This is a genomic window from Brevundimonas sp. (assembly GCF_013912005.1).
Lineage (GTDB): Bacteria > Pseudomonadota > Alphaproteobacteria > Caulobacterales > Caulobacteraceae > Brevundimonas.
The window spans coordinates 1-14,400 of record NZ_JACESB010000026.1 but is presented as its reverse complement, the minus strand read 5'-3'; the positions used below and the strand labels follow the sequence as shown (position 1 = coordinate 14,400).

At 72.5% G+C, this 14,400-nt stretch carries 15 protein-coding genes and 1 pseudogene; 9 read left to right on the top strand and 7 right to left on the bottom strand.

Annotation, left to right across the window (positions count from 1 at the left end):
- Window positions 1–33 precede the first annotated feature (33 nt).
- The 3 genes from H2038_RS13315 to H2038_RS13305 are packed head-to-tail and all read right to left on the bottom strand — an operon-like array spanning window position 34 to window position 5,501.
- Window positions 34–3,096, bottom strand: coding sequence for a DUF3857 domain-containing protein (locus H2038_RS13315; RefSeq protein WP_292114134.1), 3,063 nt, complete (start codon window positions 3,094–3,096; stop codon window positions 34–36).
- Between the two features lie 58 nt (window positions 3,097–3,154).
- On the bottom strand, window positions 3,155–5,038 hold the full coding sequence (gene uvrC / locus H2038_RS13310) for an excinuclease ABC subunit UvrC (protein ID WP_292114193.1): 1,884 nt from the start codon (window positions 5,036–5,038) through the stop codon (window positions 3,155–3,157).
- A 16-nt stretch (window positions 5,039–5,054) separates the two neighbouring features.
- Window positions 5,055–5,501, bottom strand: a complete 447-nt coding sequence (locus H2038_RS13305) for a DMT family transporter (protein ID WP_292114131.1) — start codon at window positions 5,499–5,501, stop codon at window positions 5,055–5,057.
- A gap of 37 nt (window positions 5,502–5,538) precedes the next feature.
- Between H2038_RS13305 and H2038_RS13300 the strand changes: the two genes are divergently transcribed.
- The 6 genes from H2038_RS13300 (at window position 5,539) to H2038_RS13275 (ending at window position 8,305) form a co-directional block, all read left to right on the top strand.
- Window positions 5,539–5,670, top strand: coding sequence for a hypothetical protein (locus H2038_RS13300; RefSeq protein ID WP_292114129.1), 132 nt, complete (start codon window positions 5,539–5,541; stop codon window positions 5,668–5,670).
- Complete coding sequence (locus H2038_RS13295) at window positions 5,663–6,421, top strand: SDR family oxidoreductase (RefSeq protein ID WP_292114126.1); 759 nt, start codon at window positions 5,663–5,665, stop codon at window positions 6,419–6,421. The genes H2038_RS13300 and H2038_RS13295 overlap by 8 nt, the downstream gene beginning before the upstream one ends.
- Before the next feature lie 61 nt (window positions 6,422–6,482).
- On the top strand, window positions 6,483–6,821 hold the full coding sequence (folB, locus tag H2038_RS13290; RefSeq protein ID WP_292114190.1) for a dihydroneopterin aldolase: 339 nt from the start codon (window positions 6,483–6,485) through the stop codon (window positions 6,819–6,821).
- A 65-nt stretch (window positions 6,822–6,886) separates the two neighbouring features.
- Complete coding sequence (locus tag H2038_RS13285; protein ID WP_292114123.1) at window positions 6,887–7,513, top strand: hypothetical protein; 627 nt, start codon at window positions 6,887–6,889, stop codon at window positions 7,511–7,513.
- Window positions 7,514–7,524: 11 nt separating this feature from the next.
- Entirely contained in the window at window positions 7,525–7,914 is a 390-nt protein-coding gene (locus H2038_RS13280) for a hypothetical protein (RefSeq protein ID WP_292114119.1), read from the top strand.
- 103 nt (window positions 7,915–8,017) lie between these two features.
- Window positions 8,018–8,305 carry a GNAT family N-acetyltransferase gene (locus H2038_RS13275; RefSeq protein ID WP_292114117.1) on the top strand — a complete coding sequence of 96 codons (288 nt, stop codon included), beginning with the start codon at window positions 8,018–8,020 and terminating at the stop codon, window positions 8,303–8,305.
- On the opposite strand, the gene H2038_RS13270 is transcribed toward H2038_RS13275, so the two are convergent.
- The gene (locus H2038_RS13270; protein WP_292114114.1) at window positions 8,306–9,286 is read right to left on the bottom strand and encodes an SDR family oxidoreductase; all 981 of its coding nucleotides are present in this window, start codon (window positions 9,284–9,286) and stop codon (window positions 8,306–8,308) included.
- Between the two features lie 91 nt (window positions 9,287–9,377).
- On the opposite strand from H2038_RS13270, the gene H2038_RS13265 reads away from it, so the two are divergent.
- On the top strand, window positions 9,378–10,004 hold the full coding sequence (locus tag H2038_RS13265) for a DUF4126 domain-containing protein (RefSeq protein WP_292114111.1): 627 nt from the start codon (window positions 9,378–9,380) through the stop codon (window positions 10,002–10,004).
- Here H2038_RS13265 and H2038_RS13260 read toward each other — a convergent pair.
- Together H2038_RS13260 and dusA are read right to left on the bottom strand one after the other, a co-directional pair.
- The gene (locus tag H2038_RS13260; protein ID WP_292114108.1) at window positions 10,001–10,312 is read right to left on the bottom strand and encodes a hypothetical protein; all 312 of its coding nucleotides are present in this window, start codon (window positions 10,310–10,312) and stop codon (window positions 10,001–10,003) included. The genes H2038_RS13265 and H2038_RS13260 overlap by 4 nt on opposite strands.
- A 106-nt stretch (window positions 10,313–10,418) precedes the next feature.
- Complete coding sequence (gene dusA, locus H2038_RS13255) at window positions 10,419–11,432, bottom strand: tRNA dihydrouridine(20/20a) synthase DusA (RefSeq protein ID WP_292114105.1); 1,014 nt, start codon at window positions 11,430–11,432, stop codon at window positions 10,419–10,421.
- Window positions 11,433–11,527: 95 nt separating this feature from the next.
- Between dusA and H2038_RS13250 the strand changes: the two genes are divergently transcribed.
- Window positions 11,528–12,097, top strand: coding sequence for a DUF4142 domain-containing protein (locus H2038_RS13250; protein WP_292114104.1), 570 nt, complete (start codon window positions 11,528–11,530; stop codon window positions 12,095–12,097).
- 36 nt (window positions 12,098–12,133) lie between these two features.
- Here the strand turns inward: H2038_RS13250 and H2038_RS13245 are convergent, their stop codons facing one another.
- Entirely contained in the window at window positions 12,134–13,999 is a 1,866-nt protein-coding gene (locus H2038_RS13245; protein ID WP_292114101.1) for a monovalent cation:proton antiporter-2 (CPA2) family protein, read from the bottom strand.
- A 146-nt stretch (window positions 14,000–14,145) separates the two neighbouring features.
- On the opposite strand from H2038_RS13245, the pseudogene H2038_RS13240 reads away from it, so the two are divergent.
- Window positions 14,146–14,400: pseudogene (locus tag H2038_RS13240) on the top strand (VWA domain-containing protein); the annotation flags it as partial.

Here is a 14,400-nt window from a genome sequence, read left to right as displayed (position 1 = left end):
CATGCCTCAAACCCGCGCGCCGCGCCAGCCCCGTCAGTCCGCCAGTTCAGGGTGGCGCGCGAGGAAGACCTCGAAGTCCTCCGCCACATCGACGTCCCGGGCCCGGGCGCGGGCGATATCCGCGGCGCCGTCGGCGTCGCCCAGCGCCCGCCGCGCGAGGCCCCGACCGAACAGGGAGGCCGGGAGATCGGGATCGCCCGTCAGCGCCCGCTCGTACTCGGCGCGGGCCTCCTCGTAGCGCTCCATCTGAAGCAGGACCATGGCCCGGCTGTCGATGAAGGCCGCCTCGCCGGAGGCGACCGCGACGTCGCAGTCCGCCAGGGCCTGCTCCAGGTCGAAGGCTTCAAGCGCCTGCACCCAGCAGACGTCGTTCCGGAGCACGGGATCGCCGACGCCGAGCTGGCGCAGGGCGGCGAAGTCGGCGCGGGCCCCCTCCGCATCGCCGGTCAGCGCCCGGACCCGGCCGCGGAGGCCGAGAAGCCGGATCGACTGCGGCGCCTCGGCGAGGGCGGCGTCGAGGGGACCCAGAGCCGCCTCGGGCGCCCCGGCCCGCTTCTGCAGGCGCACGAGGGCGTCGAGCGCCGTCGCGTCGGCGGCGTCCTCTTCAAGGCGGCCGGCGACGACGGTGCGCGCCTCCTCGGTCCGGTTCAGCCGGATCAGGGACTTCAGTTCGCCGGCGACGCCCTCGGGGTCGTCGGGCGCCGCGGTCCGCAGGGCGCGATAGTCCGCAAGCGCGCGTTCCGGCCGGCCAAGCTGGTAGTAGGCGGCCGCACGCATGGCCAGCGCCGCGGTGTCCGCCGGGTCGAGGCGCAAGGCCACCGAGAGGCTCACCACCGCCTCGTCATACGTGGCCTGCGCATAGGCGACGATGCCCTGGGCCGCGGCCGCGGCCTGATCGGCCGGGTCCAGATCCACCGCCCGGTCATAGTCGGCGCGGGCGCCTTCGTAGTCGCGCGCGGCGTACCGGGCGCCGCCCCGCGCCTTGAGGGCGTCGGCGTTCTCGGGCTCCCGCTCGAGGGCCGCGTCCAGCAGCGCCAGGGCCCCTTCGTAGTCGCCCACGTCGGACAGACGGTCGGCGCGCTCGATCAGATCGGCGACATCGCTGTCGCCCGCCTCCCGGCGCGCCCGGTCTGCGTCCGTCGCGGCGTAGTCCGCCGGGGCCCGCAGGCGCAGCGGCAGGGCCGCGGCCGTTTCGGCGCGGGTGCGGGCCGCCGCCATGTCCGCCGCAGACACCTCAGGCGCCAGGGTCATGGTGGTCATGGAGATCTCGGCCACGCCGTCGACGAGGCGCCCGCTCCGCTCCAGCCGGTAGCCGGCGCCCTCGAGGGTCTGGTCGCCGCCCTCCAGCAGGAAGCCGCGGCCTTCGCGGGGCAGCGCCACCCTGACCACCGACCGGTTCATGACCGGGTGTTCGATGGCGTAGGGTCGATCCGCGAAGGATGCGAGAACGCCCCGCCGTTCCTCGCGTGTCGGCAGCACGAGCGCCGTGCCGGGAATGGCCATGATCCGGCCCGCCGGCCCGTTGACCCAGCTGAGCCGGGTCTTGCCGCGCATGATCAGGTGAAGCTCGTTGGCCGCTTCGTCGTAGCGGGACTCGACGCTCTCGATGGTGACGCCGGCGTCCTCTCCGCCCCACTCCGACTTCAGCATCGCCTCGAGCTGGTCGGGGGGAATGGCGCCCAGCTGGCTGCGCAACACCGTCGCGAAGTCGCCGCGCGACACCATGTCGACGACCATCGGCGCCTCCGCATCGAGCCCGTCGCGGGCGTCCATGTCGGCGATCACCTCCATCAGCGGCGTGGTCAGCGGCGGCTGGACGATCGGCTCCAGTTCCGCCCCCTCGGCGCGCACCGGCAGGGCCTGGCGATACGGCGGCGGGATCAGGCCGGCGAGGCTGCGGTCCCCGATGCGGGTGCCGTCCATCCAGTACGACCGGCCATCAATGCGGGCGCGCACGATCACGTGGTCGAACCAGGCGAGAAGCGGGAGCTGGCCCTCCAGACCGTCGCCCCACCGGGTGCTGACCAGGACCGGCTCGGCGTCGATCCCGAGGCCCTCGAGCAGGGCCAGGAGGAGGACGGTCTTGCCCTTGCAGTCGCCGAAGCGGCTGCGCCAGACCTCGTCGGCCGGCGTGGGCACATAGTTGCCCTCGCCCATGGCGAGGGCGAGGTAGCGGACCTCGTCCTGCACGAGCCGGAGCGCCGCCATCGCGCGGGCCGCATCGCTGTCATTCTCGCGCCGGATCCGTTCGATCTCGGCCAGCAGGGGCGAATCCGGCTCCAGCACCGCCGTCCGCTCGTACAGCGGCGCCATCAGCCGGGAGGCGTCCGCCCAGGACTGGAAGTCCGTGAACTGGACCGTTCGGGAGATGGCGAAGCGGACCGGCAGATCCTGCGGAACCTGCTCCGGAGTCAGATTGCGGGACTCGATCTCGTACAGCCACTCGCCGCCGGACCGCCGCGGGCGGACATCCGCCCACGGCGCGGACGCGGCGACCCGCAGCGGATGGTCGTTCGACCAGGTGGCGCGCAGGCTGTACCGGTCGAGCTGCTGACCCGCTCCGAGGCCGTCGAAAGCCTCGAGGTGAGGGGCGAGCGCTCCCATGGCGTCGTGCGTGGAGAAGGCGAACTCCACAATGTCGCCGACGCGAACGTCGCGCGGCTGCAGCGTGGCGGTCAGTCGACCGTCCAGCATGGCGGATTCGAGGTTGTCCTCGCGCCGCAGGGTTTCAAACTGCTGGGTCTCCAGCACGTCGATGGTCTGCTCGCCGCGGATCAGGCGCAGGGCGTGAACCTCGACCCGTTGATGGGGCGGGCTCCAGACCAGGCTGACGGTGCCGACGCTGCCCAGACCCTGACGCGTCAGAACCTGATAGCGCTGCAGGGTGTAGGCGTGCACGCCTTCGGCGTCGAAGCGGATCTGCCGGTCGACCGCGAGGACGCGGACGGCGGCGTCGCCAACCGGGGCGGAGGCCGTTTCAATGGAGCGCGCCTGCACCCAGGAGGGAACGGGGGCCCGTTCGACCTCCTGCGCCGCGACCGGTCCGGCCAGCATCGCCACCGACGCCGCGAGCGCCGCAATCCACCGCACGTTCATCTGACCCCCCAACTCCCGTCGAGGTCGTAGCACGGAACCCGCGGTTGGCCAGAGTCGGTCAGGCCTTGCGGAAGAAGGCGTGAATGCGTTCGGCGAGCGCCTGGTTGATGCCCTCGACCTTGACCAGGTCGACCACCGAGGCGCGGCCGACGCCCTTGGCGGAGCCGAAGGCGTGCAGCAGGGCCTTCTTGCGGCCGGGGCCGACGCCCTCGATCTCGTCGAGCGGGTTCTTCTTGATGTCCATCGAGCGGCGGGTGCGGTGGGCGCCGATGGCGAAGCGGTGGGCCTCGTCGCGCAGCCGCTGCAGGTAGTAGAGGGCCGGCGACTTCAGCGGCAGCATGAAGGGCGGCTTGCCGGGAATGAAGAAGCGCTCCAGCCCGGCGTCGCGGTCGGGCCCCTTGGCCACGCCGACCACAGGGATGTCGTGCAGGCCCAGCTCGGCCATCACCGCCACCGCCTCGGCCAGCTGGCCGGCGCCGCCGTCGATCAGCACCAGATCGGGGCGCTCGACCTCCTCGCCGGCCTCCTCCTCCTTCGCCAGCCGGCCGAAGCGGCGGCGCAGCACCTCGCGCATCATGCCGTAGTCGTCGCCGGGCGTGAGCTCGTCGCCGCGGATGTTGAACTTGCGGTACTGGGTCTTCCGGAAGCCCTCGGGCCCGGCGACGATCATGCCGCCGACGGCGTTGGTCCCCTGGATGTGCGAGTTGTCGTAGACCTCGATCCGCTCCGGCCTGGCCTCGAGGCCGAAGGCTTCGCAGACCTCGTCGAGGATCTTTCCCTGGGCCGAGCTCTCGGCCATGCGTCGGCCCAGCGCCTCGCGGGCGTTGGTGAGGGCGTGGTCGACCAGCGCCCGGCGCGGTCCCCGCTGCGGCAGCTCGATGGTCACGACGCGGCGGCCGTCGACGGTCTTCGCCTTCAGCGAGAAGGCCTCCTCCAGCAGCTCCTTCTCGTGCGGCCGCACATTGGTCAGGATCTGCCGCGGCACGGGCTTGTCCTCGTAGAACTGGCCGAGGAAGGCGGCGAGGATCTCCGGGTCCGTGTCGGCGCGGTCGACGCGCGGGAAGTAGGCCCGGCCGCCCCAGTTCTGTCCGCCGCGGTAGAAGAACACCTGCACGCACGCCTGCCCCCCGTCCGAGTGCAGGGCGAAGACGTCGGCCTCGGCCACGCCCTCGGCGCTGACCGAGTTCTCCATGGAGATGGCCGAGAGGGCGCGGATGCGGTCGCGGACGCGGGCGGCCTGTTCGAAGTCCATGGCGTCGGAGGCCGCCTGCATCTCCTGCGACAGCCGGCCGATCACCGCGCGGGAGCGGCCGCGCAGGAAGGCCTCGGCCTCGTCCACGAGCTGGCCGTAGTCCTCCAGCGAGATCAGGCCGGTGCAGGGCGCCGAGCAGCGCTTGATCTGGTGCAGCATGCAGGGGCGGGTGCGGGTCTCGTAGACGCTGTCCGAACAGGAGCGCAGCAGGAAGGCCTTCTGCAGGGTGGTCAGGGTGCGGTTGACCGCCCAGGTCGAGGCGAAGGGTCCGAAATAGTCGCCCTTCAGGGTGTGGGCGCCGCGGTGCTTGCGCACCTGGGGCGCGCGGTGGTCGCGCCGGATCATCAGCTCGGCGAACGACTTGTCGTCCCGCAGCACCACGTTGAAGCGCGGCTTGAGCTTCTTGATGAAGTTCGACTCGAGCAGCAGGGCCTCGGTCTCGGAGGCGGTGACCACCAGCTCCATCGAGCGGGTCAGGGAGACCATCAGGCCGATGCGCTGGGTGTGGAAGCGGCCCTGGGCGTACTGCAGGATGCGCTTCTTCAGCGACCGCGCCTTGCCCACGTAGAGGCAGGTCCCGTCCTCGCCGTACATCCGGTAGACGCCGGGCTTGTCCGGCGCGCGCCGGGCCTCGTCGCGGATCAGGTCGGCGGCCTTCAGCGAATCGGCGGGAAGCGGCTCCTCGGTCATCGCCACGGATATAGGCCTAGAAGCGGCGAACCATAACAACGCCGGCGACGACGAGCGCCACGCCCGCCATGCGGCCGAGGTTGAGCGGCTGCTTCGGGATGCCCATGACGCCGAAATGGTCGAGCAGGATGCTGAGCAGCAGCTGGCCGGCGACCATCAGGGTGATGGTGGTGGCGACGCCCAGGCGCGGCACGCCCCAGGCGGCGGCGACCACGAAGATGGCGCCGTACAGGCCGCCGACCCAAGCGTACCACGGCAGGGCGCGCGCCGCGGCCATGTCGGGCTTCGCCTGCAGGAACAGCGCCAGCACCGCCAGCCCGGCGGTCCCGACGGCGAAGGAGATCAGGGCGGCGTTCACCGGCGAACCGACGGCGCCCATGAGCTTCGCATTGGTCGGGGCCTGCAGGGCGGTGGCGGCGCCGCCGACGACCACGGCCAGGATGGCGAGGAGGGAGGGGTTCATGCACGCTGGCTAGCACGCCGGGAGCGAGGCGACAGCCTTGAACCCGCGGCTCCGCCGCTCTATTGCCGGGGCGAACAAGGAGCACCCCATGCTGGCCCTCGCCATCATCCTCGGCTTCGTCGCCGTCCTCGCCCTGATCAACTTCGTCGAGTTCGGCCGGGTTGACTGATCCGGCCGGCCGCCGCGGGGCCGCGCTGGTCACCGGCGGCGGCAGGCGCATCGGGCGGGCCATCTGTCTCGAGCTGGCCCGGGCCGGTTTCGATCTCGCCATCCACTACCGCTCGTCGGCCGATGCGGCGGAAGCCGTGGCCGGGGAGGTGCGGTCGCTGGGCCGCCGCGCCGCGACGGTGCGCGCCGACCTCGCCGTCGAGGCGGAGGCGCAGGCGCTGATCCCTGCAGCCGCCGAGGCTGTCGGTCCGCTGACCGTGCTGGTCAACAACGCCTCGGCCTTCGAGGACGACCGGGTCGGCGCGCTGGACCGCGCCACCTGGGACCGGCACATGGAGACCAACCTGCGGGCGCCGGTGGTGCTGGCGGAGGCCTTCGCCGCGGCGGCGGCCGGCGGCGGCTGCATCGTCAACCTGCTGGACCAGCGGGTGCTGAAGCCGGACCCGCGCTTCTTCTCCTACGCCCTGTCGCGCAGCGCCCTGTGGTGGGCGACCCGCACCCTGGCGCAGGCGCTGGCGCCGCGCATCCGGGTCAACGGGGTGGGCCCGGGGCCGACCCTGCCGTCGGTGCACCAGAGCGAGGCGGAGTTCGCGGCGGAGGCGGCCGGGACCCTGCTGCAGAGGCCGGGCAGCCCGGAGGCCGTCGCGGCGGCCGTGCGCTGGCTGGTGGACGCCGAGCTCGTGACCGGGCAGATGATCGCCGTCGACGGGGGCCAGCATCTGGCCTGGAAGACCCCGGACATCCTGGAGTAGGCCCGTGGCCGCATCGTCCCCCCTCCCCTTCCCCGCCGCGACGCCGCCGGCGCCGGAGGGCCTGGCCGTGTTCGTGCGCGGGCTGGAGATCGAGGCCGGGATCGGGGTCTACGATCACGAACAGGGGCGGCTGCAGCGGCTGGTCATCGACGTCAGCCTGACGCTGGATCCGCAGGTGGTCGAGCGGCTGGCGGACACGGTGAACTACGAGACCATCGCCGCGGCGGCGCGGGCGATCGCGGCCGAGGGTCATGTCGGGCTGGTGGAGACCTTCGCCGCGCGCCTGGCGGCCGCCTGTCTGGAGGACGGACGGGTGCGGCGCTGCGCGGTGCGCATCGAGAAGCCCGGCGCGCTGCCCGGGGCCGCGGCGGCCGGCTGCGAGGTGGTGCTGGGCCGTTGAGGCCGCCGCCGGTTGCGCCGCGCGGACGGGGCGGTCATACCTGAGGTCGAGCTGAAGGATCCCCGATGGCCGAGACCGGCGAGCCCCGAAACGCGGACGACGACGACGCCCTGATCGGTTTCGCCTCGGCGGAGTCGCTGCAGGGACGCCCCCGCGAGGTCGCGCCGGCGCGGGAGGATGAGCCGGCGGCGGAGCCGGAGCCGGCGAGTCCGGAGCCGGCGCGCCCGGAGCCGGCGCGCCCGGAGCCCGCGGAGAGCCAGGCGGTCTCCCGGCCGCACCCGATCCGCGCGAGCTCGATCTTCGAGCCGTCGCCGGAATTCCGCAGCCCGGGCCGGCGCCGCGAGACGCCGCCCTCGCTGGCCGGAGGCGCGAACCTGTACGCCATCTACGCCCTCATCCTGTTCGCGGTGCCGACCCTCGGCGTCTCGGCGCTGGTGGGACTGGTGGCGGTCACGGGGCGGCCCGGGCCGGAGGAGGCCGAGGCCCGGACCCACTTCATCTACCAGCAGCGCACCCTGTGGACGGCGGCCGTGGTCGCGGTGATGGGCGTCATCCTGCTGGCCGCGCCCTTCGCCCTCGGCGTGCCCCTGCTGTTCGGACTGGCCCTGTGGACGGTGATCCGGGGCGCGGCGGGAGTCTGGGCGCTCAAATCGGGGCGGGCGATCGCCAGTCCCCGCGGCTGGTGGATCTGAGGAGAGACGAGATGGCCCATACGCCCCCGGAGCAGCGCGACCTTTCCCGCAGCGACGACGGCAAGGCCGCCGCGCTCGCGGGCTGGGCGCTCTACATCCTGTCGATCCCGAGCGCCAATCTTCTGGTGCTGGTCGGACTGGTCGTCGCCTACGCCGGGCGGAGCTCGGCCAGCGGGGTGCCGCTGCAGCACCTGGACGCGCAGATCCGCCTGTTCTGGTCGGTGTTCTGGTGGACCATCGCCTGCTGGATCGCCATCGCCGTCAGCGTGGTGATGTCGGTCGTCCTGATCGGGATTCCCTTCCTGGTGCTGTTCGGCCTGCTGTGGTTCCTGATCAGCGTCTGGTTCACGGTGAAGAGCGTCTTCGGCCTGATCAACCTGCTGGGCGACCGCGCGCCCTGAGGCGCGGGCGCCACAGCGGTCGACCGATGCCCGTGAACAGCGGAACGTCCGCCCGCGCACAGTCCTTCTGCGTGTGTCCGCTGTTGGACAGAGGGAGGAGCCGATGACCGGTTTTCGCGACGTGCGCGACGAGCACCGTTTCGAGCAGGGCTTCGCCGACAGCGAGGGCGTCACCCGTCTGGTCTTCGCCGACTATGCGGTGCGGGACGGAACGCGGGTGATCCTCCATGTCGAGGCCGATCCGGCCCTGCGGGGCGGCGGGGCCGCGGGCCGCTTCATGCAGGCGCTGGCGACGCACGCCCGGCAGGAGGGGCTGAAGCTGCAGCCGCGCTGCAGCTACGCCGTCCTGTGGCACCGCCGGCACCCCGAGTACGACGATGTGCTGGCGTGATCAGCCGCCGGTGTAGCCGCCGATGATCGGCAGGATCTCGCCGGTGATGAAGCTGGAGCACTGGGGCGAGGCGAGGAAGACATAGGCCGGGGCGATCTCCTCCGGCTGCGCTGGCCGCTTCATCACCGTCTGGGCGCCGAACTTCGCGACCTTCTCCGCCGGCTGGTCGGCGGGATTCAGCGGCGTCCACACGGGACCGGGAGCGACGACGTTGACCCGGATTCCGCGCGGCGCGAGGTGCGTGCCCAGGGAGCGGGCGAAGGCGTGGATGCCGCCCTTGGTCATCGAATAGTCCAGCAGGTTCTCGTTGCCGAGCAGGCCCGTCACCGAACCGGTCATGACGATGGAGCCGCCGGCCTTCAGGTGCGGGACCGCCGCCTTCACCAGGTTGAAGTAGCCGTAGAGGTTGGTCTTCAGCGTCCGGTCGAAATGCTCGAGCGTCAGGTCCTCGAGCGCCTCCACGTGCTCCTGGAAGGCGGCGTTGGGGACCACCACGTCGAGGCGGCCGAAGGCGTCGAGGGTCGCCCGGACCGCCGCCTCGCCGAAGTCCGGATCGGCGACGTCGCCCTTGAGCAGGATGGCGCGGCGGCCCTCGGCCTCGACCGCGGCCTTCGCGTCCTCGGCGTCCCGGGTTTCGTCGAGGTGGCAGATGGCGACGTCGCAGCCCTCCCGGGCGAACAGCACCGCCACGGCGCGGCCGATGCCGGAGTCGCCGCCTGTGACGATGGCGGCCATGCCGTCCAGCTTGCCGGATCCCTTCCAGAACGGCGCGTCGTACATCGGCGCCGGGTCCAGCGCGGCCTCGTCGCCGGGCTTGCGCTGGTGCTGTTCCGGGAAGGGCGGTTCGGGGTAGCGGCGCGCGCCGGCCTGGACCGCGCCCTCGCCGCCCCCGCCGCCGGACCCCTTCGCGTCGATGCCGGCCTGGATCCTGCGCTCCTGCCCGGCGATCCGTTCGGCGCGGTTTTCAAAGCGGTCATCCATCGAGGCTCTCCCTGGCGTGCGTCGCCGGAGAAGCGGTTGGAGCACCGGGCCGTTCCCGCGCATTATCGGTCGGTGCGACGGAGGAGCCGCCATGTCCGGGTTCGAACTGGAGACCATCGGCGCGGCGGCGGGACCGTTGCAGACCTGGGTGCTGCCGGCGCTGCTGGGCCTCGGCCTGGCGTCGGCGACAGGCCTGCGCACCTTCCTCCCGCTGCTGATGCTGGCGCTGGCGGCGAAGTTCGGACTGTTCGGCGTGCGGCTGATCGACCAGATGGAGTGGCTAGTCTCCTGGCCCGCGGTGGCGGCGCTGGCCACGGCCACGGTCGCCGAGTTCGCGGGCGACAAGATCCCGGCCGTGGACCACGCCCTGAACGCCGTCGGCTATGTGACGCGTCCGCTGGCCGGCGCGGTGGCCGCGGGCAGCGTGTTCTGGGCGGTCGACCCGACCACGGCGGCCGTGGCCGGGCTGATCGTCGGCGCGCCCGCCGCCCTCGCCTTCAACGCCGCCCAGACCGGGGCGCGGGTCGGCTCCACCGCGACCACGGGCGGGCTCGGCAATCCGGTCGTCTCCCTGATCGAGGACGTGCTGGCGACGCTGACGGTGCTCGTGGCCTTCCTCGCGCCGGTGCTGGTGCCGGCGTTGCTGGTCGTGCTGGCGATCGTCGTGTTCCGTCTGGCGCGCCGTCTGCGCGGCGGGCGTCGCCGGCAGCCCGCCTAGAGGGCCCGGCCGACGATGGCCTTGAGCGTCTCGGCCCTGGCGGGAAGGTCGGCGTTCAGCCGGGACGCCAGTTCGCGGGCGCCGACGGGATAGGCATCGCCGCCGTCGGCGATCTCCTTCGCCATGGCGGCCGCCTGCAGCAGCACCTTCTCCAGCGCCTCCACCTGCTCGACCGCGAGGGCCCGGGCCTCGAGCTGAAGCCGTTTGACCCGCTCGGCGGTGCTCTCCGGCTGCCGCATCAGGTCGTAGACGGCGGCCTCCGAGGAGACGAGGCGCAGGTCAGGCTTGGCGGGCGGGCTCTTGGGCATGGCGGACTCCTGTCAGGCCAATGCGAAGCGGCGCCGCGGCGTTCCCCCTGCGGCTCCGGTTAACCGTCGCCGGGGGCGGAGTGTGTCGTCAGGGACGCACCCGGCCTCAGGCCGCGGCGGCGCCGGACGCCTGCCGGGCCTCCGCCTCGCGCACCGCGGCGACCGCCCGGTCCACCACCTCCAGCCCGGCGCCGGGCCGGACGGCCTCGACGGTCAGGATGCGCCGGAAGGCCCGCGCCCCGGCCCGGCCGTGCATCAACCCGAGCATGTGGCGGGTCATGGCCGCGAGCGGAACGCCCTCCTCCAGCCGGGCGGCCATATAGGGCCGGTAGCGGTCGATGGCTGCGAAGGCGTCGACGTCAGGGATGGAGGCGCCGAACAGGCGGCGGTCCGCCTGCCCGAGGATGGCGGGCTCATGGTAGGCGGCGCGGCCCAGCATTACGCCGTCCAGCCGGACCCCGTCGGCGTCGTCGAGGTGAGCCTCGGCCTCGTCCAGGGAGGCGACGCCGCCGTTCAGGCTGACCGACAGGTGCGGCCGCTCGCGCTTGAGCCGCCGGACGAGGGCGTAGTCGAGCGGCGGCACGTCCCGGTTCTCCTTCGGCGACAGGCCCTGCAGCCAGGCCTTGCGGGCGTGGACGATGAAGACCTCGACCCCGGCCGTGGCGCAGGCGTCGACGAGGGCGAACAGGGCGACCTCCGGGTCCTGGTCATCCACGCCGATCCGGCATTTGACGGTGGCGGGGACGGAGACCGCCTCGCGGATCGCGGCCATGCACTCAGCCACGAGCTCCGGCTCGCGCATCAGACAGGCGCCGAACCGGCCGGATTGCACGCGGTCGGACGGGCAGCCGACGTTGAGATTGATCTCGTCGTAGCCGAACTGCTCGCCGATCCGGGCCGCCTCGGCCAGCTGGCCGGGATCGGATCCGCCGAGCTGCAGCGCCACCGGGTGCTCGAGCTCATCGAAGCCCAGCAGCCGCTCGCGGTCGCCGTGGATCACCGCCGGCGCGGTGACCATCTCGGTGTAGAGCAGCGCCCGGCCCGTCAGGGCGCGATGGAACGCCCGGCAGCGCCGGTCGGTCCAGTCCATCATCGGGGCGATCGAGAGGCGGCGGTCCATCGGGCCGGCTGCATACACCGAAAGCCCCACGGGGCGCCAATCCGGAACCCTCGCCGCACGGGGCGTGTTTCGGTGGTCATCCGATGGAGGAAACCATGATCAGAACGCTTCTCGCCGGCGCCGCCTGCGCCGCCCTTCTCGCCGCCTGCCAGCAGGAACGCAGCCCCGAGGTCGTCGACCAGGCGCAGGACATGGCCGCCGCCCCGGTCGGCCAGATGTCGGCCGCCACGCTCGGCGCCAACACCCAGGGCGCCTACATCTCGAACGCCGCCGAGGGCGACATGTACGAGATCATGGCGGCGGACATCGCGCTCGAGCGCACCCAGAACGCCCAGATCCGCGAGCTGGCCCAGATGATCAAGACCGATCACACGGCCGCCGCCAACGCCATGAAGGCGATGCTGCCGCAGGCCGCGCCGGAGGCCGAGATCCCGACCGAGCTGGACGAGCGCCGCCAGGGCATGCTGGACAACCTGCGCTCGGCCTCGGCCGAGACCTTCGACCGCACCTACATCGATCAGCAGGTCGCCGCCCACCAGGAGGCCCTGACCCTGCACCGCGGCTTCGCCGACAGCGATTCGCCGCTGGCGGCGCACGCCCGTTCGGTGGCGCCGAAGATCGAGGCGCACCTGCAGCGCGCCCAGCAGATCCAGTCCTCGATGTAGGCTGGACCGCCACAGCGGATGCGAGGGCCGGCGTCGTCAGACGCCGGCCTTTTCGCGTTCCTCGTCCTCCGCCAGGGCCTCGGCCGCCTCCTCGTTGAGCGCGCGCCCCTCGCGCCGCGGACGGACGTACGGCTCGGGCCGGGTGGTGGCGATATTGCCGCGCATCAGGTGGCGACCGGCGGTGATGTCGCCCCCCGCCAGCTGGAGGGTGAACCGTTCCTGGTCGCGGCGGCGCACGTCGGCTAGGGTCTCGTCGACCTCGTTTTCGTCGAAGCCGAGGTCGAGCAGCACCTCCCGGCCGAACAGCAGGGCGCTCTCGAAGGTCTCCCGCACCTGGTACTCGACCCCGGCCTGCATCAGCCGGATGGCGTGGCCGCGGTCGAAGGCGCGGACGAACAGCTTGGTCAGCGGGAACTCGGCCTTGACCAGCTCGACGATGCGATCCGCGACTTCGGGCTTGTCGACGCAGACCAGGATGGTCTCGGCCTCGCCGGCGCCGGAGGCGCGCAGCACGTCGAGGCGGGCGCCGTCGCCGTAGTAGACCTTGAAGCCGAAGTCGCCCGCGGCCTGGATCATCTCGACGTCGAAATCGATGATCGAGACGTCGACGTCGCGGGCCAGCAGCGGCTGGGACACCACCTGGGCGAAGCGGCCGAAGCCGATGATCAGCACCCGCTCGCGCAGGTCGCGCGCGCGGTCGACCCCGTCGGCGGCGTCAGGGTCGATGGCGTCCGGCGGCATGAAGCGGCCGACCGCCAGGGTGGTCAGCGGCGTCAGCACCATCGAGAGGATGACCACGGCCGTCGCGGAGGCGGCGAGGCGGGCGTCGAACAGGCCGGCGGACAGGGCCGCAGCATAGAGCACAAAGGCGAATTCGCCGCCCTGGGCGAACAGCACGGCCCGTTCGACCGCCTCGCGCTCGCGGGCCCGGAACAGGCGGGCCACGCCGTAGATGGCCACGGCCTTGACGGCCATGAAGGCGATGACCCCGCCGACGATGACCTGCCAGTCGGCGAGCACCACGCCGAGGTTCAGCGACATGCCGACGCTGAGGAAGAACAGGCCGAGCAGGATGGCGCGAAACGGCTCGACGTCGGCCTCGAGCTGATGCCGGAAACTGGATTCCGACAGCAGGACGCCGGCCAGGAAGGCGCCCATCGCCATCGACAGGCCGCCGAGGTTCATGAGCCAGGCGGCCCCGACCACGACCAGCAGGGCGGCGGCCGTCATCACCTCGCGCCCGCCGTAGCGGGCGAGGATGCGGAACACCGGATTGATCAGGTAGCGGCCGGAAACGAAGACCAGCACGACGGCCCCGGCCGCCAGGCCGAGGGTGCGCCACAGGGGCGGACCCGCCTCCCCCGCCAGCCCCATGGCCGAGGCGAGCACCGCGACCACCGCCAGCAGGGGCACGATGGCCAGGTCCTCGAGCAGCAGGATCGATACGGCTCTCTGACCTCCGGGCGAAGCCAGTTCGCCGCGCTCGTCGAGCATCTGCATGATCACGGCGGTGGAGCTGAGCACGAAGCCCGAGGCGACGACGAAGGCGACCGGGACGCTGAGGCCGGCGGCCATGCCGGTGAGGGTGAGCAGCAGGCTGGCGACCGCCACCTGGGCGGCGCCGAGACCGAAGATCTCCCGCCGGAGCCCCCAGAGGCGCGAGGGCCGCATCTCGAGGCCGATGATGAACAGGAAGATGACCACGCCGAACTCGGCGACGTGGAGGATGGTCTCCGGCTCGCGGAACAGGCCCACGCCGAAGGGGCCGATGGCGAGACCGGCGGCGAGGTAGCCGAGGACCGAGCCCAGCTTGAGCCGGCGGAACAGGGGCACGGCGACCACCGCCGCGCCCAGCAGGGCCGCGACATGGCCCAGCTCCAGTCCGCCGGTGGGTTCCGCCATCGCCCGCCCCCTGTGTTCGAGAACGCGCATAGTGGGGCCGCCGGGGTCCACGCGCCAGCCCGCGCATCAGACTTCGTCAGGAGCCGCGGCCACAGTTTGGTCCGATGCTGCGCCCCTGAATGGCGATGCAACCAGGGGAGGTCCCGATGAGGCACGATCAAGGAAAGGCCGCGACGGCGGCGCTGCTGTGCCTGGCGCTGGCGGCGCCGGCGACGACGCGACCGGCGCTCGCCGCCCCGGGACCGGCCCCGGCGCAGGACGGCGAGGCCACGTCCGCCGCCTGTCGGGCCTACGGATTTACGCTTCCGGAGGACCGCCGCCAGTTCGACAGGCCGACGCGCGCGGCTCCGGCCGGCAGCGCGATGTACGGCCCGCCGCCGCCGATGATGCCGCCCCCGCCC